At 66.2% G+C, this 25,073-nt stretch carries 23 protein-coding genes; 13 read left to right on the plus strand and 10 right to left on the minus strand.

Going from position 1 to position 25,073, the window contains the following annotated elements; all coding sequences use genetic code 11:
* Positions 1 to 2: 2 nt before the first annotated feature.
* From ACW9UR_RS09805 to coxB, 8 genes are read right to left on the minus strand one after another with little or no spacing between them, the layout of a single operon-like run.
* Positions 3 to 698, minus strand: coding sequence for an SURF1 family protein (locus ACW9UR_RS09805; protein ID WP_458916777.1), 696 nt, complete (start codon positions 696 to 698; stop codon positions 3 to 5).
* A gap of 4 nt (positions 699 to 702) precedes the next feature.
* Entirely contained in the window at positions 703 to 1,419 is a 717-nt protein-coding gene (locus ACW9UR_RS09810) for a hypothetical protein (RefSeq protein WP_458916778.1), read from the minus strand.
* Between the two features lie 30 nt (positions 1,420 to 1,449).
* A complete protein-coding gene (locus ACW9UR_RS09815) occupies positions 1,450 to 2,592 on the minus strand; it encodes a GSCFA domain-containing protein (protein WP_458916779.1) in 1,143 nt (380 codons plus the stop codon).
* On the minus strand, positions 2,592 to 3,380 hold the full coding sequence (locus ACW9UR_RS09820; protein WP_458916780.1) for a cytochrome c oxidase subunit 3: 789 nt from the start codon (positions 3,378 to 3,380) through the stop codon (positions 2,592 to 2,594). Before ACW9UR_RS09820 ends, ACW9UR_RS09815 begins: the two co-directional genes overlap by 1 nt.
* A 29-nt stretch (positions 3,381 to 3,409) precedes the next feature.
* The gene (locus ACW9UR_RS09825) at positions 3,410 to 3,982 is read right to left on the minus strand and encodes a cytochrome c oxidase assembly protein (protein ID WP_458916781.1); all 573 of its coding nucleotides are present in this window, start codon (positions 3,980 to 3,982) and stop codon (positions 3,410 to 3,412) included.
* Positions 3,979 to 4,200, minus strand: coding sequence for a hypothetical protein (locus tag ACW9UR_RS09830; protein WP_458916782.1), 222 nt, complete (start codon positions 4,198 to 4,200; stop codon positions 3,979 to 3,981). The genes ACW9UR_RS09825 and ACW9UR_RS09830 overlap by 4 nt, the downstream gene beginning before the upstream one ends.
* A gap of 14 nt (positions 4,201 to 4,214) precedes the next feature.
* Positions 4,215 to 5,168: a heme o synthase gene (gene cyoE, locus ACW9UR_RS09835; protein WP_458916783.1), complete on the minus strand. Its 954-nt coding sequence runs from the start codon at positions 5,166 to 5,168 to the stop codon at positions 4,215 to 4,217.
* A 4-nt stretch (positions 5,169 to 5,172) separates the two neighbouring features.
* Positions 5,173 to 6,072 (minus strand): cytochrome c oxidase subunit II, encoded by a 900-nt coding sequence (gene coxB, locus ACW9UR_RS09840; protein WP_458916784.1) that lies wholly within the window; start codon positions 6,070 to 6,072, stop codon positions 5,173 to 5,175.
* A gap of 269 nt (positions 6,073 to 6,341) precedes the next feature.
* On the opposite strand from coxB, the gene tldD reads away from it, so the two are divergent.
* The 13 genes from tldD (at position 6,342) to ACW9UR_RS09905 (ending at position 23,031) form a co-directional block, all read left to right on the plus strand.
* Entirely contained in the window at positions 6,342 to 7,763 is a 1,422-nt protein-coding gene (gene tldD / locus ACW9UR_RS09845; protein WP_458916785.1) for a metalloprotease TldD, read from the plus strand.
* Positions 7,764 to 7,767: 4 nt separating this feature from the next.
* On the plus strand, positions 7,768 to 8,265 hold the full coding sequence (locus ACW9UR_RS09850; protein WP_458916786.1) for a hypothetical protein: 498 nt from the start codon (positions 7,768 to 7,770) through the stop codon (positions 8,263 to 8,265).
* 93 nt (positions 8,266 to 8,358) lie between these two features.
* Positions 8,359 to 9,504, plus strand: a complete 1,146-nt coding sequence (gene dprA / locus ACW9UR_RS09855) for a DNA-processing protein DprA (protein WP_458916787.1) — start codon at positions 8,359 to 8,361, stop codon at positions 9,502 to 9,504.
* Between the two features lie 87 nt (positions 9,505 to 9,591).
* On the plus strand, positions 9,592 to 11,013 hold the full coding sequence (locus ACW9UR_RS09860) for a hypothetical protein (RefSeq protein ID WP_458916788.1): 1,422 nt from the start codon (positions 9,592 to 9,594) through the stop codon (positions 11,011 to 11,013).
* Positions 11,014 to 11,081: 68 nt separating this feature from the next.
* Positions 11,082 to 13,796 carry a type I DNA topoisomerase gene (gene topA, locus ACW9UR_RS09865; RefSeq protein ID WP_458916789.1) on the plus strand — a complete coding sequence of 905 codons (2,715 nt, stop codon included), beginning with the start codon at positions 11,082 to 11,084 and terminating at the stop codon, positions 13,794 to 13,796.
* Between the two features lie 30 nt (positions 13,797 to 13,826).
* Positions 13,827 to 14,600 (plus strand): bestrophin-like domain, encoded by a 774-nt coding sequence (locus tag ACW9UR_RS09870; protein WP_458916790.1) that lies wholly within the window; start codon positions 13,827 to 13,829, stop codon positions 14,598 to 14,600.
* A gap of 386 nt (positions 14,601 to 14,986) precedes the next feature.
* Positions 14,987 to 15,385 carry a TadE/TadG family type IV pilus assembly protein gene (locus ACW9UR_RS09875; protein ID WP_458916791.1) on the plus strand — a complete coding sequence of 133 codons (399 nt, stop codon included), beginning with the start codon at positions 14,987 to 14,989 and terminating at the stop codon, positions 15,383 to 15,385.
* A complete protein-coding gene (locus ACW9UR_RS09880; RefSeq protein ID WP_458916792.1) occupies positions 15,385 to 16,806 on the plus strand; it encodes a TadG family pilus assembly protein in 1,422 nt (473 codons plus the stop codon). Before ACW9UR_RS09875 ends, ACW9UR_RS09880 begins: the two co-directional genes overlap by 1 nt.
* Before the next feature lie 159 nt (positions 16,807 to 16,965).
* Positions 16,966 to 19,230: a ribonuclease R gene (gene rnr / locus ACW9UR_RS09885; RefSeq protein WP_458916793.1), complete on the plus strand. Its 2,265-nt coding sequence runs from the start codon at positions 16,966 to 16,968 to the stop codon at positions 19,228 to 19,230.
* A 170-nt stretch (positions 19,231 to 19,400) separates the two neighbouring features.
* Positions 19,401 to 20,660 carry a lytic murein transglycosylase gene (locus ACW9UR_RS09890; RefSeq protein WP_458916794.1) on the plus strand — a complete coding sequence of 420 codons (1,260 nt, stop codon included), beginning with the start codon at positions 19,401 to 19,403 and terminating at the stop codon, positions 20,658 to 20,660.
* A gap of 119 nt (positions 20,661 to 20,779) precedes the next feature.
* Positions 20,780 to 21,373 (plus strand): hypothetical protein, encoded by a 594-nt coding sequence (locus ACW9UR_RS09895; protein WP_458916795.1) that lies wholly within the window; start codon positions 20,780 to 20,782, stop codon positions 21,371 to 21,373.
* A 66-nt stretch (positions 21,374 to 21,439) separates the two neighbouring features.
* The gene (locus tag ACW9UR_RS09900; protein WP_458916796.1) at positions 21,440 to 21,982 is read left to right on the plus strand and encodes a methanogen output domain 1-containing protein; all 543 of its coding nucleotides are present in this window, start codon (positions 21,440 to 21,442) and stop codon (positions 21,980 to 21,982) included.
* A complete protein-coding gene (locus ACW9UR_RS09905; protein ID WP_458916797.1) occupies positions 21,979 to 23,031 on the plus strand; it encodes a sensor histidine kinase in 1,053 nt (350 codons plus the stop codon). The genes ACW9UR_RS09900 and ACW9UR_RS09905 overlap by 4 nt, the downstream gene beginning before the upstream one ends.
* On the opposite strand, the gene ACW9UR_RS09910 is transcribed toward ACW9UR_RS09905, so the two are convergent.
* Together ACW9UR_RS09910 and zapE are read right to left on the minus strand one after the other, a co-directional pair.
* Entirely contained in the window at positions 23,028 to 23,735 is a 708-nt protein-coding gene (locus ACW9UR_RS09910; RefSeq protein ID WP_458916798.1) for a DUF5765 domain-containing protein, read from the minus strand. The genes ACW9UR_RS09905 and ACW9UR_RS09910 overlap by 4 nt on opposite strands.
* Positions 23,736 to 23,934: 199 nt before the next feature.
* Positions 23,935 to 25,053, minus strand: coding sequence for a cell division protein ZapE (zapE, locus tag ACW9UR_RS09915; RefSeq protein WP_458916799.1), 1,119 nt, complete (start codon positions 25,051 to 25,053; stop codon positions 23,935 to 23,937).
* Between the last annotated feature and the right edge of the window lie 20 nt (positions 25,054 to 25,073).

A 25,073-nucleotide genomic window follows, 5' to 3' on the forward strand; every position in this document is an offset into this window, starting at 1 on the left:
GTTCAGCCCTTCGCAGCTTCGGTCCGGGTGATGCGGTACACCAGGTAGCCGGTCATCGCCAGCCACAAGGCAGCCAGCAGCCCCCAGGTGACCGCATAGGACAGGTGGTTGTTCGGAATGTCGACGCCCACGGGCACCGGACGCGGGCTCGGATCGCCCGTCGGCTGCGAGGCCACGATCAGCACAGGTTCGGTCCCCAGCGCCTCGGACATCAAGTCCACGTCGCGGGCGAACCAGATGTTCCGCTCGAGATTCGGCTCCGGCGTGAACATGTCCGTCTCGCGCGGCCAGACCAGCAGACCGGAGACAGACACCGGCCCCGCATCGAACACGGCGGCCTTATCCGTTTCGGTCACATACCCCCGGTCCACCAGGATCCGACGCCCGTCCCCCGTCTCGAAGGCCTGCACCACAAGGTAACCCGGCCCGCCCTGCCGCTGACTGGTCAGCACATGCAAAGCGCCTTCGCCGAACGTCCCGTCGACTGTGACGGGAGCGTACCGGTCCTCTCCCGGCGAAGGCGCCTCCGGCAACGGCCCAGCCGCCTCGGCCATCCTTGCGTCGATCTCGGCCAGCATCCCCTCTTTCCACTGAAGCCGCTGCACCTGCCAGACGCAAAGCGCGATGAGCACGGCAGCACCACCGAGACCAAACAGGAGAGGGACGAGAAGCCGACGTTCTCGGGACTTATTGTACATGGTTTCAGTTCGCTATTCGAGATTTCAGCGCGGCAATGATCTGTCCAAGCACCAGCGCACCATAGGCCTCCGACATGTGCGCATGGTCGGCGGTGGGATTCGCCGCTGTCCCGGCAGCCCAAGCCTTTGACCATTCATCGCGCGTTCGGAAGTCCGGCGTCAACGTCTCCTGCGGTTGTGGAAGATACTTGGCACCAAGCGTTCCGAGTACTCCATCCGCCAGATGATTGAAACGCTCGAACTGCTCCTCAGAAAGTACAGGCAGCCCCCGCGCGCGCCGAGAACCCGCGCGCCAAACAGGCTGCGCGACTGAAATCAATGGACCGTCAATCACTTCACGAGCCGCCCTCAACAATTTCGCAGCGGGTCTGTTGCTCACCCAGTCCTCGAACGTCGCGCACAGAAAACCATCCGAATACTCTTCGAGATTTGCGCTTCGGCCCCTCAGCCCCGTAAGGAACAATGGCATCGCTATGGGTTCGGCCACCAAAACGAGCGCATCCAGGCCGGCAAAACAGAACGATGCTCTCCCTGGGCCATTGACTTTCTCGGCTTTGCGCGAATTCGCGTGGGTGACGGTGTCTTCGGTCACGCGGATCTTTTGGAACTCTCCAGGCAAACCCCAGAAGTCGAAGTCGAGCCCGGTGCCGTGAAAAACCGATGGATCAAAACTCTTGCGCAATGCCCCAAGGTGACTGTTCCCTATCAGACCAACCTTCATGGATGGCAAACTCCAGGCTCAAATTAATGATCAGCGCCCCGCAGGCTTGGAAAACGCCTCGAGCAATTCTTCCTCGCAGGTCAAACGGTCTTCGGATCGTGCTTTTGACCGCGGTCTCCCGTGACGCTGTTCGTCCGGAGCCGGGCTGATCAGTTCTTCCGAAGCCTCGCCGATGCACTCGAAAAACCGAGCCATGACGAAGTCCACACCGTCGGCGGTAACGCTTCGTTTGTTCTCTGCAAAGAAATCCCGACTGTTCAGGGACGACGTAACGATCTCGTAGGACGGGAAATAATCGACGCAATCCAGTTCTGCCTGAAGCGTGCCAGCCACCGCCCGCAGAACCGACTTAGAGTAGGTCGTAGCAACCAAGACATGCTGATTGGTCGCGGTCGCGGTCAGCGGGACCGGCGAAACGGTCAGGAGAACACGAGTATCGGGATTGATCCTTCTCAGAACAGCAATTGCCGCTCTCATATCGTCAAGCACACGAACATAGTCGAAGTTCTCGAAGACATGCTCGGATGCATCAAAATTTCCCGCGACCGTGCCAGGGCACACCGGGTAGATTGTTCCGCGTTTCTTGTTGACCCACGCCTCGGTCAAACCCAGCGTAAATACGAACAGATCCGCGCGCTTGGCCGATTTACGAAACGCCCGGATGGTCGTCCGGCGGCTGTTCATCAATTCTTCGCGGGACGAAAACCCGTTGGGCTCGATCGCTGGGCGAAACGGATCGTACCAACGGTCCCCCTCCTGCCAGGCTTCATCGTCCCCAACGGACTTAACGTCTGCCCACTCCAACCACTGCCGAAGCGAAGCCGCCGTGTAGATATTGCCAGTACGCGAGGAATAGATGCCGTAGTTATAGGTTGTCGCGACCTCGGGCGTCGCTACCGACGGCGCGCTTTCCATATCGAGCCATTGAAACCCGCGCTTCACTAGTCGCCGACTGAAATGCTGTGCGAAGCAGGATCCGTAGGTCGCGATACGCGTCGTTCGGTCTATTGGCGCTCGCGGAACCCAAATGCCTGAAAAGGCTCTATTGCGTCCCTCTGCGACGGTTCGCTTCCAGAAAGAAGTAGCGGGCAATCCCTCATAGGGATTGCCCGCCGCAGGTAGATCACTTGGCGTATGATTTCCGGTAAGTTTCGCGCGAACGCGACGGAACATCAGCCACCCCAGATATAGACGGCGAAGAACAGGAACAGCCAGACCACGTCGACGAAGTGCCAGTACCAGGCCGCCGCCTCGAAGCCGATGTGCTTCTCGGGGGTAAAGTGCCCCTTCAGCGCGCGCACCAGGCACACGGCCAGGAAGATCGTGCCGATGATGACGTGGAAGCCGTGGAAGCCGGTCGCCATGTAGAAGTTCGCGCCATAGATGTTGCCCGCGAAGCCAAAGGCGGCGTGGCTGTACTCGTAGGCCTGGAACAGCGTGAAGATCGCACCCAGGGCGATGGCCAGCGACAGGCCCCAGACCAGACCCTTGCGGTCGTTGTCATGGGCGATGGCGTGGTGCGCCCAGGTCGCGGCACAGCCCGAGCAGAGCAGGATCAGCGTGTTGATCAGCGGCAGGTGCCAGGGGTCGAACGTCTCGATGCCCGGCGGCGGCCAGGTGTTGTCGATCGCCTCCATCGGGTAAAGCGCGTGCTTGAAGAACGACCAGAACCAGGCGGCGAAGAACATCACCTCCGAGATGATGAACATTATCACGCCCATGCGCAGGCCGATCTGCACTACCGGGGTGTGATCGCCCGCACGGCTCTCGACGACCATCTCGGACCACCAGGCGAACATGGTGTAGAGCACCACCGCCAGGCCGATCAGCATGACCCAGGGGCCGTTGCCGTGGAACAGCAGCACCATACCGAGCAGCATGACGAAGGCGCCGACGCTGCCCACGAAGGGCCAGATGCTCGGGGCCAGGATATGGTAATCGTGGTTCTTCTCGTGCGCCATGACGCGTGGTCCCTTGTCTAGTTCCAGGCTCAGTTGACCTGGTTCTCCTGGTTGGTCTCATAGGCCGAGACTTCCTCTTCGGGAAGCTCGGTTTCATGGAAAGTGTAGCTCAGCGTGATCGTGTGTGCGTATTTCGCCTCGCGGTCGTCCACGATCTCGGGGTCGACATAGTAGGTGACCGGCATCGAGACGCGCTCGCCTGGCTGCAGCACCTGCATCTCGAAGCAGAAACAGTCGATCTTCACGAAATAGGCGCCCGCCGAATAGGGCGTGACGTTGTAGCTCGCGGTGCCCGCGACCGGCCGGTCGGTCGGGTTGTAGGCCTCGTAGAAGGCCAGCCCGGTCTCGCCAATCTTCACTTCGACCTCGGTCACCTCGGGCTTGAACTCCCAAGGCATGCCGCGCTCGCGCGAGGCGTCGAAGCGGATCCGGATCGTCTCGTCGAGCACCGTGTCCGAAGCCTGCGAGGCGACGCCGGTCTCGCCGCCATAGCCAGTGACGCGGCAGAACCAGTCGTAAAGCGGAACCGCGGCGAATGAGGCGCCGACCATCACCACCACGACGCCAGCGAGCGAGGCGAAGGTTTTGGTATTGCGATTCATTGCGCGGCCTCCGAGCTGGCGGGGGCGGCGGGGACCGTCTCGAACGTGTGGTCGAAACCCTTCATCTCCACGCCCGAGGCCAGCTTCACGATGGTCACGGCGAAGATCATCAGAACGACGCCCAGCAGGCAGCCGCCGATCGCGAGGTTGCGGCCCCGGCGACGGGTGTAGACCTCGTGGCTGTCGGGCAGCAGCCCGTTTTCGATGCCCTTGTTCATGCTCAGGCTCCCGTTCATCCGATCACCGGCCAGCCGTCCAGCACCAGACCCGTGGCGCGCAGCGTCGCCTCGGCCAGGATCAGCGCGAAGTGCAGGAACAGATAGGCGATGGAGAAGCCGAAATAGCGCTTCTCGGCGCGATAGCCATCGGCCTCGGCCGCGGCATCGTCGCGTTTCCGGATCGCCCAGGCACCGGCCACGAAACGCGCGTTCAGGTAAAGCGCCGCGGCGAGGTACAGCGGTCCGCCGATGCCGGTGAAAGCCGGCAGGATCGCCACGGGGGCCAGGATCAGGGAATAGATGAAGATCTGGTTGCGGGTCGCGCGGGTTCCGGCAACGACCGGCAGCATCGGCACGCCTGCGGCGGTGTAATCATCGTTGCGGAACAGCGCCAGCGCCCAGAAGTGCGGCGGCGTCCACAGGAAGATCAGCGCGAACATCAGCACCGACTCGAGGTTGACGCCGCCCGTGGCCACGGCCCAGCCGATCATCGGAGGGAAGGCGCCCGCAGCGCCGCCGATCACGATGTTCTGCGGCGTCGCCCGCTTCAGCCACATGCTGTAGACCACGGCGTAGAAGAAGATGGTGAAGGCCAACAACCCGGCGGCAGCCGGGTTGCCGAAGAGGAACAGGAACATCACCGACAGGACCGACAGGGTCAGGCCGACGGCCAGGGCCTCGTCGCGGGTGACGCGGCCCGACGGGATCGGCCGCCCCTGGGTACGGGCCATCAGCCGGTCGATGTCCGCATCCCACCACATGTTCAGCGCGCCGGACGCGCCGGCGCCCACCGCGATGCACAGAATCGTCGCCACCGCGATCACCGGGTGCACCATGCCCGGCGCCGCGAGCAACCCGACGGCGGCGGTGAAAATCACCAGCCGCATGACGCGGGGCTTGAGCAGTTCGACGTAGTCGCCGAACTGCGCCTCTCCGGGCTGGGTGCTGGATACGGTGGCGTCGCTCATCGGATCAGTTCGCCTCGGCGACCTTCAGCTCGGTCGGAAGACCGGCAACGGTTCCACCCTGGCTCTCGATCCACTGGGCATACTGGGTTTCGCTGACGACCTTCACGGTGATCGGCATGTAGGCATGGTACATGCCGCACAGCTCCGAGCACTGGCCGAAGTAGACGCCTTCTTCCTCGGCGCGGAACCAGGTTTCGTTCAGGCGGCCGGGAACGGCGTCGATCTTCACGCCGAAGGCCGGGATGGTCCACGAGTGGATCACGTCGCCAGCGGCAACCTGTAGACGGACGACCTTGTTCACCGGCACCACGACGGCGGTGTCGGTGGCCAGCAGCCACTCGTCCTCGGAATAACCATACTCGGCAAGTTCCGCGCGTACTTCGTCGTCCATCACGGCCTTGCCCGCACCCAGCATGTAGCTGTCGAAGGCGATGTCGTTGTCCGGGTACTCGTAGCTCCAGAACCACTGGTTGCCGGTGGCCTTGACTGTCACGTCGGCCTCGGGGATCTCGAGCTGGTTGAACAGCGTCGGCAGGCTGAACGAGCCGATCACGATCAGGATCAGGATCGGCACCAGCGTCCAGGCAACCTCGACCGTCGAGTTGTGGGTGAAGGTCGCCGGGTCCTGGTTGGCACGGCGGTTGTAGCGCACGACGACCCAGGCCAGCAGCGCGGTCACGAACAGCACGATCACGGTGATGATCACCAGGATGAAGCTGTCGAGCCAGTGGATGTCCCGCGCCAACGAGGTCGCGGCGGGCTGGAACCCGATGCCGCCTTCGACGGGCTTACCGATCACGGGCAGGCCCGAAAGGTCCGGACCGTCCTGGGCCCAGGCAACCGGGGCCAGTACCAGGCTCGAGGCCAGGGCGCCGACCGCCGCGAAAACCGAATGAATCTTCATGCGCTTGTCTTCCCGCTATTCCTGCCGGTTTGGAAAGCGCCGGCAGCGGCCGCACATACGGCTCCCCGCCTGCGCACCGCTCCGGGCTGACTTGGGCGTGAAATTTGCACAGCCGGCCGGGAAGAACAAGCGCATGCGACGCCCTTGCCGCGCGCCCTGTCGCCGCAGGCAGCGCAGACCGGGCGCGCTTGGCTCTGGTCACCGGGCGTTTCAGGTCCCATGTTCAAGGCAGATGCAAAGGGCCGAAAGGCCGCGACGCAAGGACGATCATGACCGATTCATTCCGCCCCTTCGACACCGACCTCGACGAATCCGCCGCGCTGCGCATCCTGCGCGAAGCGACCGACGGCGCCGATGACGGCGAGCTTTTTCTCGAACGCCGCCGCTCGGAAAGCCTGATGTTCGACGACGGGCGGCTCAAAAACGCGAGCTATGACGCCTCCGAGGGATTCGGCCTGCGCGCCGTGAGGGGCGAGACCGCGGGCTACGGACACTCCACAGATCTCTCCGAAGCCGCCCTGAAACGCGCCGCCGAGACCGCCCGCCTCGCTGTGGGCGCGGGCGGCGGCACGCTGGCCGACGCGCCTCCGGGCACCAACCGGCACCTTTACGACAGCGTCGACCCGGTCTCGCAGGCGCCGTTCGTCTCCAAGGTCGACTTGCTGAAGGAACTCGACGCCTTTGCCCGCTCGCTCGACCCACGCGTGGTGCAGGTCTCGGCCGCATTGGCGGCGTCGGTGCAGGAGGTCGAGATCCTGCGCCCCGACGGCCAGCGTCTGTCGGACCTGCGGCCGATGGCCCGGCTGAACGTCTCGGTCACCGTCGAACAGGACGGCCGCCGCGAATCGGGCACCTCGGGCGGCGGCGGGCGCCACGGGATCGAACAGCTGATGGTGCAGGACCACTGGCAGGCTCAGGTCCGCGAGGCGCTGCGCATCGCGCAGGTCAACCTTGCCGCCGAGCCCGCCCCCGCCGGGATCATGGACGTCGTTCTCGGCCCCGGCTGGCCCGGCATCCTGCTGCACGAAGCGGTCGGCCACGGGCTCGAAGGCGACTTCAACCGCAAGAAATCCTCGGCCTTCGCGGGGCTCATGGGCCAGCGCGTCGCCGCGCCGGGTGTCACGGTGCTCGACGACGGCACGATCCCGGACCGCCGCGGCTCGATCACCTTCGACGATGAGGGCACGCCCTCGGGCAAGAACGTGCTGATCGAGGACGGAATCTTGGTCGGCTACATGCAGGACCGCCAGAACGCCCGGCTGATGGGTGTCAAACCCACCGGCAACGGGCGGCGGCAGAGCTATGCCCACGTGCCCATGCCGCGCATGACCAACACCTACATGCTGGGCGGCGACGCCGATCCCGCCGCGATTCTCGCCGACCTGAAGGACGGCATCTATGCCGTGGGCTTCGGCGGCGGTCAGGTCGACATCACCAACGGCAAGTACGTGTTCTCCTGCACCGAGGCGTACCGCGTGAAGAACGGCAAGATCGGCGCGCCAATAAAGGGCGCAACCCTGATCGGCGACGGCGCGACCTCGATGCAGAAGATCCGCGCCATCGGCAACGACCTGGCGCTCGATCCGGGCATCGGCAACTGCGGCAAGAACGGCCAGTGGGTGCCTGTCGGCGTCGGCCTGCCCACGCTGATGATCGGCGGCCTGACTGTCGGCGGCAGCCAAGCTGGATAGTGAAATGGCGGCGAGCGGCCCTTGGCGAAGTACGAAAGTATTCAGCCAGCAGGTTGGGTTCGCCGCCATTTGCTTCGCCGCACTTCTATCCCTTCTCGCAGTACCCTTGGTATCCCTGACCGTGTTCAAGTTGGTGGGCGCTCTAGTCTCGATCGCGGTGCCACCGACGGCTGCCGAATCCGCTTCGCAATCCGACCCGAACGCAGCAAAATCAGTTCTTGGGCTACTGGCTACAGTCGGCGTCCTCTCACCATTGCTCGCCTGGATGTATCTTCCCTTCGGCGCCGTGGCCGCTTGGATCATGGCGCGGACCGGCTGGTTCGGATGGCTCTCGACTACGCTGGTCGGCTTTGCAATGCCGATGCTCCATCTCGACTCCATGGGGAAAGCGGGGGACGGTGCCTTTTTCCCCTTCCTGCTGTTTGGCGGTTTTGGCGCGATGTACGCCATCTCGCTCTGGTGCATTGCCAAACTGATCCATGAGATCTTCTCTTTGGACTGAGGCGTCCGCGATCCCCCTTGGCCCGGCGGGTTTCGAGTAACTCGAATGTCCGCTTAAGCGCGGCTTAACCAATCCGGGGCAAGGCTGCGCCCCATGACCATCGCGCCACGCCTGCCTTTTCCCGACCCCAAGCCGCCCGCCCTCTCGGGGGCCGAGCGGCTGGCCTGGGTGCGGCTGATCCGGTCGTCCCGCGTCGGGGCGACGACCTTCCGGCGGCTGCTGGACGAGCATGGATCGGCACAGGCGGCGCTCGAGGCCCTGCCCCGCGTGGCGCGCGAGGCAGGCGTCGACGACTACCGCCCCTGTCCCGCAGGCGTCGCGCAGGCGGAACTCGACCGGGGGGCGGCGCTTGGGGCGACCCTGCTGGCCCCCGGCTTCCCCGGCTACCCCGAGGCGCTTGTCCGAATCGACGACCGCCCGCCGCTGCTGTGGGCCTTGGGCGATCCGGCCCTTGCGGCGCGCCAGTCGATTGCGCTGGTCGGCGCCCGCAACGCTTCGGCGCTGGGAGTGCGGATGGCGACGCATCTCGCGAAAGGGCTGGCAGAGCTTGGCTTCGCTGTCGTCTCGGGCCTTGCGCGCGGCATCGATACGGCGGCGCATCACGCGGCGCTGGATACCGGCACCATCGCCGTCGTCGCCGGCGGCATTGACGTCACCTACCCTCGCGAGAACGAGGAGCTTCAGCGCAAGATCGCCCAGCACGGCCTGCTGCTGTCGGAAATGCCCCCCGGCCTCAGCCCGCAGGCCCGCCATTTTCCGCGCCGCAACCGCATCATCTCGGGGCTCGTGCCCGGCCTCGTGGTGGTCGAAGGCGCGGCGAAGTCGGGCAGCCTGATCACCGCGCGCACCGCGCTCGACCAGGGACGCGAGGTCATGGCCGTCCCCGGCCACCCGTTCGACGCCCGCGCCTCGGGGTGCAACATGCTGATCCGCGACGGCGCGACGCTGGTCCGCTCGGCCGAGGACATCGCCGCCGCGCTGGACCTGCCCCGCCCCGAACGCCGTGCCCCCGCCGCGACGGCCGCGCCGCAGCCCCAACCACGGCCTGCACCTTCGGGCCTGCCGCTGGGCTCCGAGATCCTCAACCTGCTCGGACCTTCGCCGATCAGCGAGGACGCCCTCATCCGCCAGATCCGCCGCCCCGCCCCCGAAATCCTCGCCGCGCTGGGCGAGCTGGACCTCGCCGGTGCCATCGACCGCCACCCCGGCGGCCTCGTGTCCCGCTCGACGGCACGCTGACGCCTCTCGATCATCAGGCGCTTGGAAATCCGCCGAAGCACCGCCAACGCCGCAATTCGGTCAACTTGCGCGGTATCACCCGTATTCATGAAACAGAATGCGATTCCCCCCTGGCTCGCCGGCTGCCTCTTCGTCGGCATCGCGGCCCTGCTATATGTCGTCATTTTCGGCAGCACCCGCACCTTCTGGTGGGACGAGGTCTATACCCTCGCCGCCGCCGCCGTAGGTCGCCCGGTCGAATGGGACTTCGTCCTTCGCGACGTGCACCCGCCGACCTATTACATGCTGGTCCGAGGCCTGGGCCTCGCCACGGGGATGGACGATTTCGGCCTGCGCGCCATCAACCTGCTGGCACTGCCTCCTGCACTCGGCGCGTTCTGGATCCTGCGCGAGGTCTTCGACCCACGCAAACTCGCGCTTCTGGCGGTTCTGTTCCTCTGCAACTATTTCGTGCTCTTCCTGTCAGTCGACCTGCGCTCCTACGCGATCACCATGTGCCTTGGCCTGCTGGCCCACTCTGCCCTGTTGCTGGAGCTGATGGGCAAGCGTCCGCGCGCCGCCATCCTTATCGGCGCGTGCACTGGGCTCTGGGCGCTGCACTTCTTCGGTGCGGGAATCGGTCTGGCGGTTCTTGCCGTCAGCGTCTTGCACGGCTGGCGCACCGGCATGAGCCGGGGTCAGATCGCCACCCGCATCGCGGCAATCCTGATCCTCGGCGTGCTGTTCGTAGTCTGGGTCGTCGGTGTCTCCAACGCGCTCGACATGACCGGCGGTAATCTCTGGATCCGCAACACACCCAAGCCGCTGATCGACTTCATCGGCTGGCAGTCGATTGCCTTCGCCACATTGATCGCAGCGCTCGTCGTCCGCCGCCGCAGCCCGGCGGAGCCCGTGCCGAATGCCGCGCTATGGATCCTGCTCCCCTCGGCAATGCTGCTGACCGTGGCGATCCTGGTCTCGTTCCACACACCGGTCATCTCGTCGCGCAACACCAGCTATTTCGTGGCCGGGACGCTTCTGGCCATAACGCTCTATGTCCCGGACCAGCTTCTGCGCCCAAACCTCGGCCTACCCAAGGAAGGGCTTGCGAGGTTCGCTGGCCTGATCGCCATCGTGATCGTGGCGATCCCCACGATCCGCACAGCCGACAGCGCCACCCGCAACGGCGAGCTGATCCGCTGGACCGTGCAGCAGGCCACCCCGCCCGAGTGCGAGGGCCAGCCGGTTTTCGTCAAGCGCCCGGACGAACTCGACACCCGCGCGCAGATCGTCTTCACCGGCCGCATGCAGCGCGAACCGCTCGACTACCCACTGTACGAAAAGGGCCTGATCCCCGAAGAGTGCCGCGTGATCGGTATGGGCTGGCACGAAGTCGGTGACGTGAAGATCGTAGTCGACTTCTTCAAGGAACGCGGCGTCGACGTCAGCATCGTCCGGCCCCCCGAAGAGCGGCTGGTTCCCCACCTTTCAATGCTGCAAGGCTACATCGTGATCCGTGAAAGCGAGTAGCGCGGTCGCTTGACACGCCTTTCGCATCGCCACATGTAAGACCCCTTGTTCAGCCACCGGGAGCGTTCATGGCCGTCGTCGTCGTCGAGAGCCCTGCAAAGGCCAAGACCATCAACGCCTATCTGGGCAAGGACTATACGGTCCTCGCCTCCTACGGTCATGTCCGAGACCTGCCGCCCAAGGACGGCTCGGTCGACACCGAGCATGATTTCGAGATGCTGTGGGAGGTCGATCCCAAGTCGCAGAAACACGTCCGCGCCATCGCGGATGCGCTGAAGGACGACGACCGGCTGATCCTCGCCACCGACCCCGACCGCGAGGGCGAGGCGATTTCCTGGCACCTGCTCGAGGCGCTGACCAAGCGCCGCGCGGTCAAGAAATCGACCGAGGTGGAGCGCGTCGTCTTCAACGCGATCACCAAGAACGCCGTCACCCAGGCGATGCAGAACCCGCGCCAGATCGACATGGAACTGGTCGAGGCCTATCTGGCCCGCCGCGCGCTGGACTATCTTGTGGGTTTCAACCTCAGCCCGGTCCTGTGGCGCAAGCTGCCCGGCGCCAAGTCCGCAGGACGCGTCCAGTCGGTCGCCCTGCGCCTGATCGTCGAGCGCGAGATGGAGATCGAGGCCTTCAATCCGCGTGAATACTGGTCGGTCCGCGCGATGCTCGAGTCGCCCCGCGGCCAGGCCTACGAGGCGCGGCTGACCACGCTGGGCGGCAAGAAACTCGACCGCTACGACCTGGAAAACGCCGAGTCCGCCGAGTTGGCCGTCGCCGCCGTCGCCTCGCGCAGCCTCAAGGTCGCCTCGGTCGAGGCCAAGCCGCAAAGTCGCAACCCTTCGGCGCCGTTCATGACCTCGACCCTCCAGCAGGAGGCGTCGCGCAAGTTCGGCATGGGCGCGCGAGCGACCATGTCGGCAGCCCAGCGCCTCTATGAGGCCGGGCACATCACTTACATGCGGACCGACGGCATCGACATGGCCCCCGAGGCGGTGATGTCCGCCCGCGACGCGATCAAGGCGCGCTATGGCGAGGAATACCTGCCGAACAGCCCGCGCATGTACAAGAACAAGGCCAAGAACGCGCAGGAAGCGCACGAATGCATCCGGCCCACCGACATGAGCAAGTCGCCGGACCGGCTGAACGTAGAGCCCGAGCAGCGCAAGCTCTACGACCTGATCTGGAAGCGCACCATCGCCAGCCAGATGGCCGCCGCCCGGCTCGAGCGGACCACCGTGGACGTTGCCTCCGACGACGGCCAGGTCGTGCTGCGCGCCACCGGCCAGGTGGTGATGTTCGACGGCTTCCTGAAGGTCTACGAAGAGGGCCGCGACGACGTCGAGGACGATGACGACAAGCGCCTGCCGCAGATCCACGAGGGCGAGGCCGCGACGCTGTCCTCGGCCGCGCTGCGCGCCGATTTCGACAAGGTCGCCGATGGCAAGGGCGCCAGCGGCGACAAGATCGTGCGCCACGACGCGGCGCTTCTCGGCGGCGACGGCGCGATCCTCGGCCAGCAGCACTTCACCCAGCCGCCGCCCCGCTACACCGAGGCGACGCTGGTCAAGCGGATGGAAGAACTGGGCATCGGCCGCCCCTCGACCTATGCCTCGATCGTTTCGGTGATTCAGGAACGCGACTATGTCCGCAAGGAAAAGAACCGCCTGATCCCCGAGGACAAGGGCCGTCTGGTGACGGCTTTCCTCGAGAACTATTTCCGCAAATACGTGGGCTACGACTTCACCGCCCAGCTGGAAGAGGATCTCGACCGGATCACCAACGGCGAGATCGACTGGCACAAGGTGCTGCGCGGCTTCTGGCAGGATTTTTCGGCCGCGATCGAGGAGACCAAGGAACTCCGCATCACCGACGTGCTGGAGAAGATCAACGAGGTTCTCGCCCCGCACATTTTCCCGCCCGAGGCTGACGGTTCGGACCCGCGCATCTGCAAGAACTGCGGCAACGGCCGGTTGAGCCTCAAGACTGCCCGCTCCGGCGGCGCGTTCATCGGCTGCTCGAACTATCCCGAGTGCCGCTACACCCGCCCCCTTTCAGGCGAGGTGGAGGGCGGCGATCTGGCCGGTCCCGACGGCAAGCTGCTCGGCCATGACGAGGCGGGCGAGCCTGTCACCCTGCGCACCGGCCGCTTCGGCCCCTATGTCCAGTTGGGCGAGCTGACCGAGGACAACCCCAAGCCCAAGCGGGCCTCGATCCCCAAGGGCGCGGATCTAAGCGCCGTGGACCTAGAGCGCGCCCTGCAGCTGCTATCGCTGCCGCGCCGCGTTGGCGATCACCCGGACGGCGGCGTGGTCGAGGCCGCGATCGGCCGCTTCGGCCCCTATGTCGTGCACGAAAAGCCGCCCGCCGAGGGCGAGAAGAAGCCGACCAAGATCTACGCCAACATCAAGGATCCCGAAGAGGTCTACACCATTGGCATGAATCGCGCGATGGAGCTGATCGCCCAGAAGGCCGCCTCGCGCGGCGGGCGTGCGGCGGCCAAGCCCCTGAAGGAACTGGGCGAGCATCCCGACGGTGGACCGGTGAACGTCATGGACGGTCGCTACGGGCCGTATGTCAAATGGGAGAAGGTGAACGCCACGATCCCCAAGGGCACCGAGCCGCAGGACGTCACCATGGAAATGGCCGTGGAGTTGATCGCCGCCAAGAAACCGGCGAAAAAGAAGGCCGCGGCCAAGAAGACGACGGCGAAGAAGACGACCGCCAAGAAGCCAGCCGCGAAGAAAACGGCAACGAAGAAGACCGCCGCGAAACCGGCCGACTGACATCGGACGCAGGAAAGGCGGGGAGGGTTCATGCTGCTCAACCTCGTCTACGGCTTCGCGTTCGTCGGCTCGACCGTCACTGTGATCCTCGCCGCCTGGCTACTGACCCGGCGGCTGGCCGGTGAGCCGGAGCCCCGCACCGCCGAGCTTGCCAGCTCCGTCGTCTTCCGCATTTCCGCGCTGCACGGCCTGATCCTCGCGCTCGCCTTCGCGCAGGAGGGCGCGGAGTACCAGCGGCTAAAGACCGAAAGCTACCAGGAAGCCAGCGCGATCGCCGACATCTACAACGACGCCCGGCGCTACAGCCCGCAGGCCGCCGAGGCGATCCGCCCGGCGCTCGACGATTATGTCCGCACCATCGTCGAGGTCGAATGGACACGCACCGGCCTCGCCGCCACGCTCTCGGCCACCGCCTGGGCGCATTGGGAGACCGCCTACGAACTGATGCTGGACCTCGATCCGCAGACGCCACGGCAAGCCTCGCTCCGCGAGCACATGCTCGACCGCATCCACCTGATCGCCGAGACCCGCGACCTGCGGCTCAGCCACCGCAACAACGCCGTGCTCAGCGTGTTCTGGTTCGCCGCACTCTCCGGCGTGGTGCTCGTCGCGATGGTCTACTACCCGTTCCCGCCGCGGCGCCAGAACGTGGTGCTGCTCTGCCTCTTCGGCACCTACACCGGCATTATCCTGTTCCTGATCTACGCCCTCTCGAACCCGTTCGGCGCCCCTGGCGCGATACCGCCGCCCGCGTTCTCCGCACTCCAGGACGTCGGCATCGGCGCATCGCCACCCCAAAACTGACGCCACGGCCACAATTGCGCCCGCGCGCCGCCGCAATCACGGTCGGATCGACGCCCGAAAACAATCTGAAGAAGAAGACCCCATCTGCGCGTTGGGCGATGCATACGTGAAGAATTTTCTTTGCAGTCCCGCCGATTAGTGTCGCACGAACCGGTTTTGAGCCAGCCAGAACAGGCTTCCCGCCACCCACAATCTTCTCGGCTCACGGGCAAATGGCCAGGGTTCGGTCACATCGCAACACAACCTGAGATTGTCATTATTCCGGATGCATTCCCGCCACAATCATGGCCGAGTCTGGTTTCGTAGTCACGAGTAGTCCGGCGGATGCATGTTCCCGCCACCCCAGTTTCCCCCGGCCTCAGGGCCCTTGAACCCGGACTCGTACGATGACCCTCGCTGATCGCATTCACCGCTTCCGCACCGACGCAACCGGCTCAGCCACCGTCGAGCATGTGATCTGGCTGCCGTTCTTCCTGCTGCTCATCTCGGTGATCGTCGATCTGTCGCTGATCCTCACGGCAAACGCCGGCATGTGGGACGCGGCCCGCGACGGCGCACGCCGGATGGCCATGCACCAGATGAACGAGGACGAGGCTGTCGCCTACGTCCAGTCCCGCGTCTCGTCCCGCTACGAACATCTGTCCGTCAGCGCCCGCAACGATGGCGACGACGCCGTCATCCACGTCACCGTCCCGATGGAGGAGACCGCCGTCTTCAACATCCTGACCGGCCCCTCCTGGGGCTCGCTCGAGGCACGCGTGGTCATGGTGAAGGAGCCCGTCTGATGCCCGCCGCCCCCCGCACGTCGAAGCCGCTGCCCCCAGGCGGACGCCGGTTCCGCAGCTATCTCTCCCGGATGCGGAACCGGCTCTTCGCGGACGATCGCGGCGGGGTGACGGCGCCGAACGTGCTCTGGACCGTGGTCTGTCTGGCGATCGGCGGCCTCGCCGTCGACGGCGCGCACGCCTGGCGCGTCAAGGCCATGCTCCATGCCGCCGCCCAGGCCGGAGCCCATGCCGGCGCAGCAGCGATGACCCGCAACGACCTGCTGGATCCGGCGCTCGGCACAGACGAGGATCCGGCGCAGGTCGCCCTCGACCAGGTCGCGCTCAATCTTACGCACCCAAGCTTCCGGGATGCCCTGGTCCCCCAGGATGTCGCCCTCGGAAACTGGGACAGCGACACGGGCAGCTTCACCGCATCCGCCGTCGACCCCGACGCGATCCGCGTCACGCTCCGCCGGGACCGGATCAACGGGAACAGCCTGCCCACCAACTTCCTCCGCGTGATCGGCTTCGACCGCTGGGACATATCGGTGCAGGCCGTCGCCCGCACGGTCGAGACCCGGCGGGCCGAATGTGTGGATCCCCTGCTCAGCCTCCGCACGAGGGCGGATGTCGAGAACGTCGACGTCTTCGTCGGGCTCTGCCTTCACGCTCGCGCCGACATCGAGGTCGCCGAGGACGGCGCCTGGCTGCCAGAGCAGGTGATCGACATCGTCGACAGCGTCTTCGCCTCGGCGGTCCTGGACCAGGTTCCCGACCTCGGACCACTGGATCCGCTCGCCCTGCTCCCGACCCTCACAAGCCGCCTCGTCGCCGACCTTCCCGATCTGCTGCTGACCGACGCCCAGATGACCAGTGTGCTCGCCGACCTCGTGGCGGGCGCGGACACCCGTACCACGCTCGATCTCTTCGAATTCGCGGGCGTCCAGGCGAACCAGACCGTGCACGTCACCTGTCGCGCGAACGAAGTGCTGGCGATCCCCGCAGACGTCGCGTTGCCGGGCGTCACCCTGCTCTCCGACTGCCCGGTCAAGGTCAGCGAGGGCGCGAACCTCTCCAGCACGATCGTTATCTCGAACCTCTGGTCGATCCTCGACCTCGAACTGTCCGGGCAGCTTCCCTCGGCGCTCGCCGTCAATTCCCGGACCAATTGCGGCCCCGGCGACGGTGTCCGCATCCTTGTCTTCGTCGATGCCGCCGCCGCTGCCCGGATCCAGCTATTCGACATCGCCCCGTTCTCGGACCTGCTGCTGACCGCGCAACTGGCCCGCGACACCGACATCGAGGCAGACGGCGCGATCTCTGCCGTGATCGACGCCAGCGGCGAACTCACCGGGGACGTCCTGCTCGACCCGCTCGCCGGGATCTGCTTCGGCGCGCGCTACATGATCGAGACCCAGGCCATCGCCCTCGCGAACTGACCCAAAGGCCGGACGCAGGCCAACCGTCCGCTCCCGCCTTCCACTTTCCCCCAAATATCCCCGCCGGAGGCATCCGGCGCCTGCCCGCCAACCCGCCCTCCGGCCCCAGGCAATACCACCGCCCTTTCGCCGTCCCCCGGCGCGTGCTACGCCGCGATCATGGACAACCTACCCTCCAAGGACGCCATTCTCGCCTGGATCCGCGAGAACCCGGGCGAGACCTCGAAACGTGAAGTCGCCCGTGCCTTCGGCATCAAGGGCGCCGACCGGATTCCGCTCAAGCGGATGCTGAAAGAGCTCGAAGCCAGCGGCGACATCACCAAGGAGGGCAAGCACATCCGCGAGCCGGGCGCGCTGCCCCCGGTCTCGGTGCTGCGCGTGACCGGGCCGGACGCCTCGGGCGATCTCTGGGCCGAGCCCGCGCAATGGGAGAGCGACGAGCCGCTACCCCGGATCCTGGTGCATCTGCGCGCCTCGGAACCCGCACTCGGCGAGGGCGACCGGATCCTCGCCCGGCTCAGCCCCTCCGAGGATGAGGGCGTCGCCTACACCGCCCGCCTCATCCGCCGCATCGGCCAGGGCCCACGCAAGGTCCTCGGCCTCTACCGCGAGACCGAGGCCGGCGGCCGGATCCTCTCGCTCGAACGCGGCACGGGCCACGAATGGACCGTCAGCGCCGGGAACCGCATGGGCGCGCAGGATGGCGAACTGGTCGAGGCCGAGCAGACCGGTCCCCGCGACCGGCTCGGCCTGCCGCGCGCGCGGATCACCGGACGACTGGGCGATCCCTCGGCGCCGCGCTCGGTCAGCCTGATCGCGATCCACGCCCACGGCATCCCCGACGAGTTCCCGCGCGAGGCGGTCGAGCAGGCCGAGAACGCCAAGCCGATCACCACGCCCGAGGGCCGCGAGGATCTGCGCCATCTGCCGCTCATCACCATTGACCCCTCGGACGCGCGTGACCATGACGACGCGGTCTGCGCCCTGCCGGACGGCAACGGCGGCCACGTGGTCTGGGTCGCCATCGCCGATGTCGCCGCTTATGTCCGCCCCGGCACCGCGCTCGACGACGCGGCGCGCGAGCGCGGCAACTCGACCTATTTCCCCGACCGCGTCGTGCCGATGCTCCCCGAGGCGCTCTCTGCCGACCTCTGCTCGCTGCACGAAGGCGTCGACCGTCCCTGCATCGCCGTCGAGATGAAACTCGACGCCGAGGGCCGCAAGACGTCGCACCGCTTCACCCGCGGCCTGATGCGCTCGCCCGCCGCGCTCGCCTATGAACAGGTCCAGGCCGCAATCGACGGCCAGCCCGACGAGACGACCGCCGAGTTGCTGGAGCCAGTGCTGAAACCCCTCTGGGCCGCCTGGCGCGCCGCCGACAGCGCCCGTGACCGGCGCCAGCCGCTGAACCTCGACCTGCCCGAGCGCAGGATCGTGCTCGACGCCGACGGAACCGTGCTGTCGGTCGCCTTCCGCGACCGGCTCGACGCGCACCGGGTGATCGAGGAATTCATGATCCTCGCCAATGTCTGCGCCGCCGAAACGCTGGAGCGCAAGCACACACCCCTACTCTACCGCGTCCACGAGGAACCCAGCCCCGAGAAACTCGACAGCCTGCGCGAGACCGTCTCGGCAGCGGGCCTGAGCCTCGCCAAGGGGCAGGTGCTCACGACCAAATCGCTGAACCGCCTGCTCGACCAGGCGGCGGGCCGCGACGAGGCCGAACTCATCAACCTCAGTGTCCTGCGCTCGATGACCCAGGCCTACTATTCGTCCGAGAACTACGGCCACTTCGGCCTGGCGCTGCGCTCCTACGCGCATTTCACCTCGCCCATCCGCCGCTATTCCGACCTGATCGTGCACCGCGCGCTGATCCGCGCCCATGGCTGGAAGGGCGGCGAGACCAAGGCGAAGGACGCGCTCTCCGATCTCGACGTCGAGCGGCTGGACAGTACGGCGGAGTGGATCTCCTCGACCGAACGCCGCTCCATGCAGGCCGAGCGCGACACCACCGACCGCTACCTCGCGGCCTATCTCGCGGACCGGGTCGGCAACGAGTTCACCGGCCGCGTCTCGGGCGTGGCGCGCTTCGGGCTCTTCGTGAAACTGGACGAGACCGGCGCCGACGGCCTGGTGCCGATCGCGACGCTGGGCGACGAGTACTTCCACCACGACCGCGACGCGCAGACCCTTATGGGCGACCGGTCGGGCAAGATTATCGGCCTCGGCCAGCGCGTCCTCGTCCGTCTGACCGAAGCGCAGGCCGTCACCGGCGGCCTCGTGTTCGAGCTTCTCGAACTCGAGGGCGAGGCGCTGCCCCGGTCCTCCCGCCCCGCCGGGCGCCCGACCCGCCGCGCACCGGGCCGCGCGAAGGCCAAGCGGATCAGCACGAAGAAGAAGCTCAAGCGCCGGGGCCGCCACTAGACGCCAACCGCCCGGATCCCGCCGCAGGCGGGGCCGGGCTCAAGGGTTGCATCGCGGCTCCGCCGCGATACCGCCGGATCACCGGCAATGCTTTTGCCGCGCCGTCATTCGCGCTACACTCTCCGGCAAAACAACAAGACCCCGAGCAGCAACCCAAGCAGGACCCGGCCATGAAACGCCTGACCCTTCTCACCGCCGCGGCGCTGATCGCCGCCCCGGCCACGGCGCAGGACACCCGCCCGATGCTCCGCAGCAGCGGCAACGCCCAAGGCGCCGTCCAGCAAAACGTCCAGCTCGCCCAGTCCGGCAGCGCCTTCGTCCGCTGGCGCGAAAGCTTCCGTCCCCGCGCCTACGCCGCCGGCATCTCGCAACGCACCTTCGACACCGCCTTCCAGGGCGTCGGCATGAACGCAGAGGTCGTCCGTCTCGACAGCAAGCAGGCCGAGTTCACCAAGCCGATCTGGGAATACCTCGACACCGCCGTCTCCAGCGCACGGATCTCCACCGGCCGCGAGAACTACCGCAGGTACCAGCAGACCCTCGGCGCGATCGAACAGACCTACGGCGTCGACGCCTCGGTCGTCGTCGCGATCTGGGGGATGGAAACCAACTACGGCTCGTTCCGCGGCTCGACCCCGGTGATCGAAGCGCTCGCCACCCTCGCCGTCCAGGGCCGCCGCCGCGCCTTCGCCGAGGAGGAACTGATCGCCGCGCTCAGGATCCTGCAGAACGGCGACGTCTCGCCCGCAGGCATGCGCGGCTCCTGGGCAGGCGCCATGGGCCACACCCAGTTCATTCCGACCAGCTACCAGTCCTACGCGCAGGACTTCAACCGCGACGGCCGCCGCGACGTCTGGTCCGAGGACCCGACCGACGCGCTGGCCTCCACCGCCAACTACCTGCGCCAGTTCGGCTGGACCAAGGGCCAACCCTGGGGCGTCGAGGTCCGCCTGCCCGCCGGGTTCAACTACGGCAACATCGACCAGGATCTGCGCCGCCCGGTCCGGCGCTGGACCCAGCTCGGCGTGCGCGGTCTCGACGGCAAGGCGGTGCCGAACTACGGCGAGGCGGCGCTGATTGCCCCCGCTGGCGCGCGCGGCCCGGTTTTCATGGTGTTCAACAACTTCCGCGTCATCAAGCGCTACAACAACGCCACCTCCTACGCGATGGGCGTCGGCCACCTGGCGCAGCGGATCATGGGCGCCCCCGACTTCAGCGCCCCCTGGCCCCGGAACGAGCGCACGCTCTCGCGCACCGAGAAGGTCGAGATGCAGCAGCGCCTCACCGCCAAGGGCTACAGCACCGGCGGCGCGGACGGGCTGATCGGGCCGAACACGATGGACGCGATCCGCGACTACCAGCGCTCGCAGGGCCTGGTGCCCGACGGGTTCGCCTCCTCGAGCCTGCTTCAGCGGCTTCGGGGCAGCTGAACTGCCAAAAAATATGGCTCCGCGATCACAATGCCGCGGGGCCAGTACCCAAAACCTCGACTTGCAACCAGTTTCACGCTAGGTCACCCGGCGATAAAAGTTCGCCGGACCGGAAGACCATGCTCAAGACGCTGCAACTGCTGCTTTTTCTCTCTCTGACCGCGCTGACCGCCTGCGGTGTCCGTCCCGACGCCGACATGGGCCCGGAAATCGCGACACAGGATCAGATCGCCGAACTCAGCCGCGCCTTCCGGGACCTCGGTCCCGAGGTCGATCCCGAAGAGGCGCAGCGCGCCGCGCAGGTCGCCTACCAGTACACCAATGTGCTGGCCAAGGAGTACGAGATCACCGACCGCCCGCTGGTGCACAACACCAAGGTCAACATGGGCATGAAGCCGCGCGGCCTGTGCTACCAGTGGGCCGACGATCTCGAGGCCCGCATGGCGAAGGAGGGGTTCCGCACCCTCACCCTGCACCGCGGCATCGCCAACTATGACAAGACCTTCCGCATCGAGCACAGCACGCTGATCGTCAGCCGCCGCGGCGACGGCATGTTCGACGGCATCGTGCTCGACCCCTGGCGCAAGGGCGGCCGCCTGACCTGGGTCGGCACCGACGAGGACAAGTACGACTGGATCGAACAGGACACGGTCTTCGCCTGGAAACGCGCCGCACGCGGCGACGCCGTCACTCAGGTTGCGAAAGCGGAATAAGCCGCGCGAAGATCATTCACGCGCGCATCGGTTGTCTGATAGTCTACCCGATAGGGAGGCACATTCATGACCACGGACGTACCGAAGGCCGACGTCGGCCTCGACCGCGACGTTTTCCTGCGCGAGCTGCTGCGGCAGCTGTCAGGTACGCTTGAACAGGTCGTCGGCATAGACGCCGCCGAGGGCTATATCAGCACCGTCGGCGGACAGGTCGGCCGCTGGATCGACTCCGACTACCGCGCGGCGCTTGGCCGCGATCATCTGGACCGCGACCATGTCGCCGAGGTCTGCGTGGACCTCAAGGCCCGGATCGGCGGCGATTTCTACCTGATCTCGGCCGATGACGGGAAACTTGTGTTCGGCAATCGCCGTTGCCCGTTCGGAGACAAGGTGCGCGACCGGACATCGCTGTGCATGATGACCTCGAACGTGTTCGGGCGCATTGCGGCAGACAATCTGGGCTATGCGCGCGTGGAGCTGGACGAAACCATCGCCGCCGGCGCGCCGGGCTGCCGCGTGGTCGTCCACCTGGAGCCCTCGGAAGAGCTGTCTCACAACGAGCGGGAGTACTATCGCCTGCCCGATTTCGGAGACAGCGGCAGCCAATGACCGCGGACATGCAGCCCTGGATCGCCCAGCTCGCACTGGCCGATCATCCGGTTGCCACCCTGGTCGTCGATCTCGGGGGACATGTGCTCTTCGCCAACGCTGCCGCCCGAAAGGCCTTCGGCGCAATGGTGGACGGGCCCGCGACGCTCGCAACGCTGGAGGGCTGGACCACGCCGGGGACCTCGTTGCCGGAATTGCTGGGGCAGATCGCGGGATCGTCGAACTGGGTTCCGGTCCGGCTCCAGCGCGACGGGCAGGTTGTCCCGGCGCGGGCACGCGGCGTTAGGCAAGACCGGTCGAGACCGCCGCTGGTGCTGATGACCTATTTCAACGATCTCTCTGAACCCTTCGTCGAGCATGCCAAGCAGATCCGCCAGCTCAACCGCCAGCTTGCGCTGCAACGCGAGACCGAGGCGCAGCTGCGGGCCGCGATGGAGATTTCCGAAGGGCTCAAGCGCGAGCTCGTCCACCGGGTCAAGAACAACCTGGCGATCATTTCATCCCTGCTGCGCTCGCAGGCGCGGTCCTCGGGCGAAAACAGCACAAGCCTCGCGCTCGAGACCGCAGCCTCCCGGATCCGGTCGATTGCTGTGGTTCATGACCTGCTCGACGCCAACCGCGAGGTCGAGATCCTCGGCACCGGACAGCTGCTGACCGATCTGCTGACGCACATCCGCGACGCGATCTGCCCGCCGGAAGTGGTTCTCGACGGCCGGTTCGAGGATGCCGAGATTCACGTCGAGCGGGCGCTGCCGCTGGCGCTGCTGACCAACGAGCTGGTCACAAACGCGATCAAGCACGCCTTCCCCGGCCAGGACGGCGGCCGTGTCGAGATCGCCTTTCGCCCGGATGCGGGGGGCTACCGGCTCGACGTCGTCGACGACGGTATCGGATTGCCCAAGGGCGGTGACGGAAACTGGCTGACCCCGCGGATCGTCGCCGCACTCGCCACGCAACTCGACGCTCGGCTGGAGTGTACCGTCGAAGGCGGCACCGCGTGGAGCCTCCACGTTCCATCGCTCGACAAGCCCGTACCGGACCCGCGTTAAGCCCGAGCCGGAAAAGGCGCGTGCATCACCGTCTGCCGGACAAAGGGGCTCATGGCGATCAGTACCAACCCGATCGAGAACAGGCACCAGATCGCCGGCATCTCGTTCGGGTCGTCGGTCAGCATCATTGCCAGGATCGGCCCGGCCACCGCATGGAACAGCACCAGCCGCCAGGCGCCGTAGATCAACGGCAGGGCAAAGACCGCCGCCAGGTAGAACGGGAATTCCCCGGGCAGTCCCAGCACCGCGGGCAGATCGTTCAGCGGCAGTTGCCAGGCGATGTGCCAATTGCCCGAGGTCAGGCAGATCGCATCGCCGCATAAAGGATCGCCGATCGCGCATCGCCCCAACGCCTCAAGCGGCACCAGCCTCAGCAGAAGCATCGCGGTCGCCAGCCCCGACAGCGCCCAGACCCAGCGCCGCGTCGCGCGGGGCACTTCGCGCGGCGCGACCGCCATGGCGAAGGCGTTGATGACGATCGGCTGGAAACAGATGTGCAGGTAGGACAGCAGCGTGATGTTCCGGTTCGCGGCCGTACCGCATTCATCGACGACCGCGTAGCCGGTCGACTGAAGCGCCTCCATCAACGTGAAATAGGCCAGCGTTCCCCAGATCGCCGGGCGCTCGCCGCGCATCACCGTCACCGCCGTAGCGGCGCTGCCGATGACGACCATTCCGACCGATGCGGAAGCGCTCCAGCACATCCGCCGCCCTCCGGTTGCTTCTCGTTCCGGACATTGGATCAGACATGAACGGGCTTGGCTCTGATGCAGGTCAACTGCCCTAACCCGGAGGTTCGAAAGGGGTTTACGAAGTTTTCATAAACTTTTCAGCATATATTTCATGAGGTTAAGGGGGTTTTCACGATGAAATCCAGAATTTCACGCCCCTTTTCACGCCGCCTCATCCCTCGGCGGGCGGCCACTCGCCGCTACGCATTTCCTCCAGCCGCGAGGCCGTGCGCCCGAATTCGAACGCCCCCGCCCCCTCGACATAGAGCTTCTCCGGCTCCGCCGCGGCCGAGCAGATCAGCCGCACCTTCCCCTCGTAAAGCGCGTCGATCAGCGTGACGAACCGCTTCGCCTCGTTGTTCTGGGCCCGGCTCAGCAGCGGCACCCGGTCGAGGATCAGCACCCGCACCGCTTCGGCCAGCGCAAGGAAATCCCCCGGCCCCAGCGGCTGCTTGCACAGATCGTCGAAACTCGCGCGCGCGACCCCGTTCGCCGCCTGCGGGATCACCACGTCCCGCCCCTTCCGTTTCAGCGTGAGAGGCGCGCCCGCGCCGCCCGCCAGCTCCTGCCACCAGCCATCCAGCACCGCGTCCGCCTCGGCCCCCAGCGGCGAAACATAGACCTCCCGCCCCCGCATCCGCGCCTGCCGGTGATCGGTATCGCTGTCGAGCGCGTGGACCTCCATCCGCTCCTTGATGAGCGCGATGAAAGGCAGGAACAGGTGCCGGTTAAGCCCGTCCTTGTAGAGATCGTCCGGATGCCGGTTTGAGGTCGCCACCACCACGACACCCCGCTCGAACAGCCGCTGGAACAGGCGGCCCACGATCATCGCATCGGTGATGTCGGTGATCTGAAGCTCGTCGAAACACAGCAGCGTCGCCCCGTCCGCGATCGCGTCCGCGACCGGCATAACGGGATCGTCGATTCCCTTGGCCCGCGCCGCGTGGATCCCCTCGTGGACCTCCTGCATGAAGGCGTGGAAATGCACCCGACGCTTCGGCTCGATGGGCGCCGTCTGGAAGAACAGGTCCATCAGCATCGACTTGCCCCGGCCCACGTCGCCATAGATGTAGAGCCCCGGCACCTCGCGGTTCTCCATCCGCTCGCGGCCCCAGCCGAAGAGGCCCAGCAGCACCTTGCGCGGCTGCGCCGGCTCGTAGCCTTTCAGCCGGCTTTCCAGCAGTTGCAGCTTCTCGACCGCCAGCCGCTGCGCCGCGTCATCGCGCAGCGCGCCCGAGGCAACGCGCGCCCTCCAGGCCTGGAGCACGCCCTGGTGTACGGTCTGCGGCATGGGAGGACTGTCCTTTCGCG

The organism is Halovulum sp. GXIMD14794 (assembly GCF_054457455.1).

What these genes read in the sequence shown, in the direction of transcription:
- ACW9UR_RS09805 (WP_458916777.1), bottom strand. Translation starts at nt 698, where the DNA reads ATGTACAATAAGTCCCGAGAACGTCGGCTTCTCGTCCCTCTCCTGTTT.
- ACW9UR_RS09810 (WP_458916778.1), bottom strand. Translation starts at nt 1,419, where the DNA reads ATGAAGGTTGGTCTGATAGGGAACAGTCACCTTGGGGCATTGCGCAAG.
- ACW9UR_RS09815 (WP_458916779.1), bottom strand. Translation starts at nt 2,592, where the DNA reads ATGTTCCGTCGCGTTCGCGCGAAACTTACCGGAAATCATACGCCAAGT.
- ACW9UR_RS09820 (WP_458916780.1), bottom strand. Translation starts at nt 3,380, where the DNA reads ATGGCGCACGAGAAGAACCACGATTACCATATCCTGGCCCCGAGCATC.
- ACW9UR_RS09825 (WP_458916781.1), bottom strand. Translation starts at nt 3,982, where the DNA reads ATGAATCGCAATACCAAAACCTTCGCCTCGCTCGCTGGCGTCGTGGTG.
- ACW9UR_RS09830 (WP_458916782.1), bottom strand. Translation starts at nt 4,200, where the DNA reads ATGAACAAGGGCATCGAAAACGGGCTGCTGCCCGACAGCCACGAGGTC.
- cyoE (WP_458916783.1), bottom strand. Translation starts at nt 5,168, where the DNA reads ATGAGCGACGCCACCGTATCCAGCACCCAGCCCGGAGAGGCGCAGTTC.
- coxB (WP_458916784.1), bottom strand. Translation starts at nt 6,072, where the DNA reads ATGAAGATTCATTCGGTTTTCGCGGCGGTCGGCGCCCTGGCCTCGAGC.
- tldD (WP_458916785.1), top strand. Translation starts at nt 6,342, where the DNA reads ATGACCGATTCATTCCGCCCCTTCGACACCGACCTCGACGAATCCGCC.
- ACW9UR_RS09850 (WP_458916786.1), top strand. Translation starts at nt 7,768, where the DNA reads ATGGCGGCGAGCGGCCCTTGGCGAAGTACGAAAGTATTCAGCCAGCAG.
- dprA (WP_458916787.1), top strand. Translation starts at nt 8,359, where the DNA reads ATGACCATCGCGCCACGCCTGCCTTTTCCCGACCCCAAGCCGCCCGCC.
- ACW9UR_RS09860 (WP_458916788.1), top strand. Translation starts at nt 9,592, where the DNA reads ATGAAACAGAATGCGATTCCCCCCTGGCTCGCCGGCTGCCTCTTCGTC.
- topA (WP_458916789.1), top strand. Translation starts at nt 11,082, where the DNA reads ATGGCCGTCGTCGTCGTCGAGAGCCCTGCAAAGGCCAAGACCATCAAC.
- ACW9UR_RS09870 (WP_458916790.1), top strand. Translation starts at nt 13,827, where the DNA reads ATGCTGCTCAACCTCGTCTACGGCTTCGCGTTCGTCGGCTCGACCGTC.
- ACW9UR_RS09875 (WP_458916791.1), top strand. Translation starts at nt 14,987, where the DNA reads ATGACCCTCGCTGATCGCATTCACCGCTTCCGCACCGACGCAACCGGC.
- ACW9UR_RS09880 (WP_458916792.1), top strand. Translation starts at nt 15,385, where the DNA reads ATGCCCGCCGCCCCCCGCACGTCGAAGCCGCTGCCCCCAGGCGGACGC.
- rnr (WP_458916793.1), top strand. Translation starts at nt 16,966, where the DNA reads ATGGACAACCTACCCTCCAAGGACGCCATTCTCGCCTGGATCCGCGAG.
- ACW9UR_RS09890 (WP_458916794.1), top strand. Translation starts at nt 19,401, where the DNA reads ATGAAACGCCTGACCCTTCTCACCGCCGCGGCGCTGATCGCCGCCCCG.
- ACW9UR_RS09895 (WP_458916795.1), top strand. Translation starts at nt 20,780, where the DNA reads ATGCTCAAGACGCTGCAACTGCTGCTTTTTCTCTCTCTGACCGCGCTG.
- ACW9UR_RS09900 (WP_458916796.1), top strand. Translation starts at nt 21,440, where the DNA reads ATGACCACGGACGTACCGAAGGCCGACGTCGGCCTCGACCGCGACGTT.
- ACW9UR_RS09905 (WP_458916797.1), top strand. Translation starts at nt 21,979, where the DNA reads ATGACCGCGGACATGCAGCCCTGGATCGCCCAGCTCGCACTGGCCGAT.
- ACW9UR_RS09910 (WP_458916798.1), bottom strand. Translation starts at nt 23,735, where the DNA reads ATGTGCTGGAGCGCTTCCGCATCGGTCGGAATGGTCGTCATCGGCAGC.
- zapE (WP_458916799.1), bottom strand. Translation starts at nt 25,053, where the DNA reads ATGCCGCAGACCGTACACCAGGGCGTGCTCCAGGCCTGGAGGGCGCGC.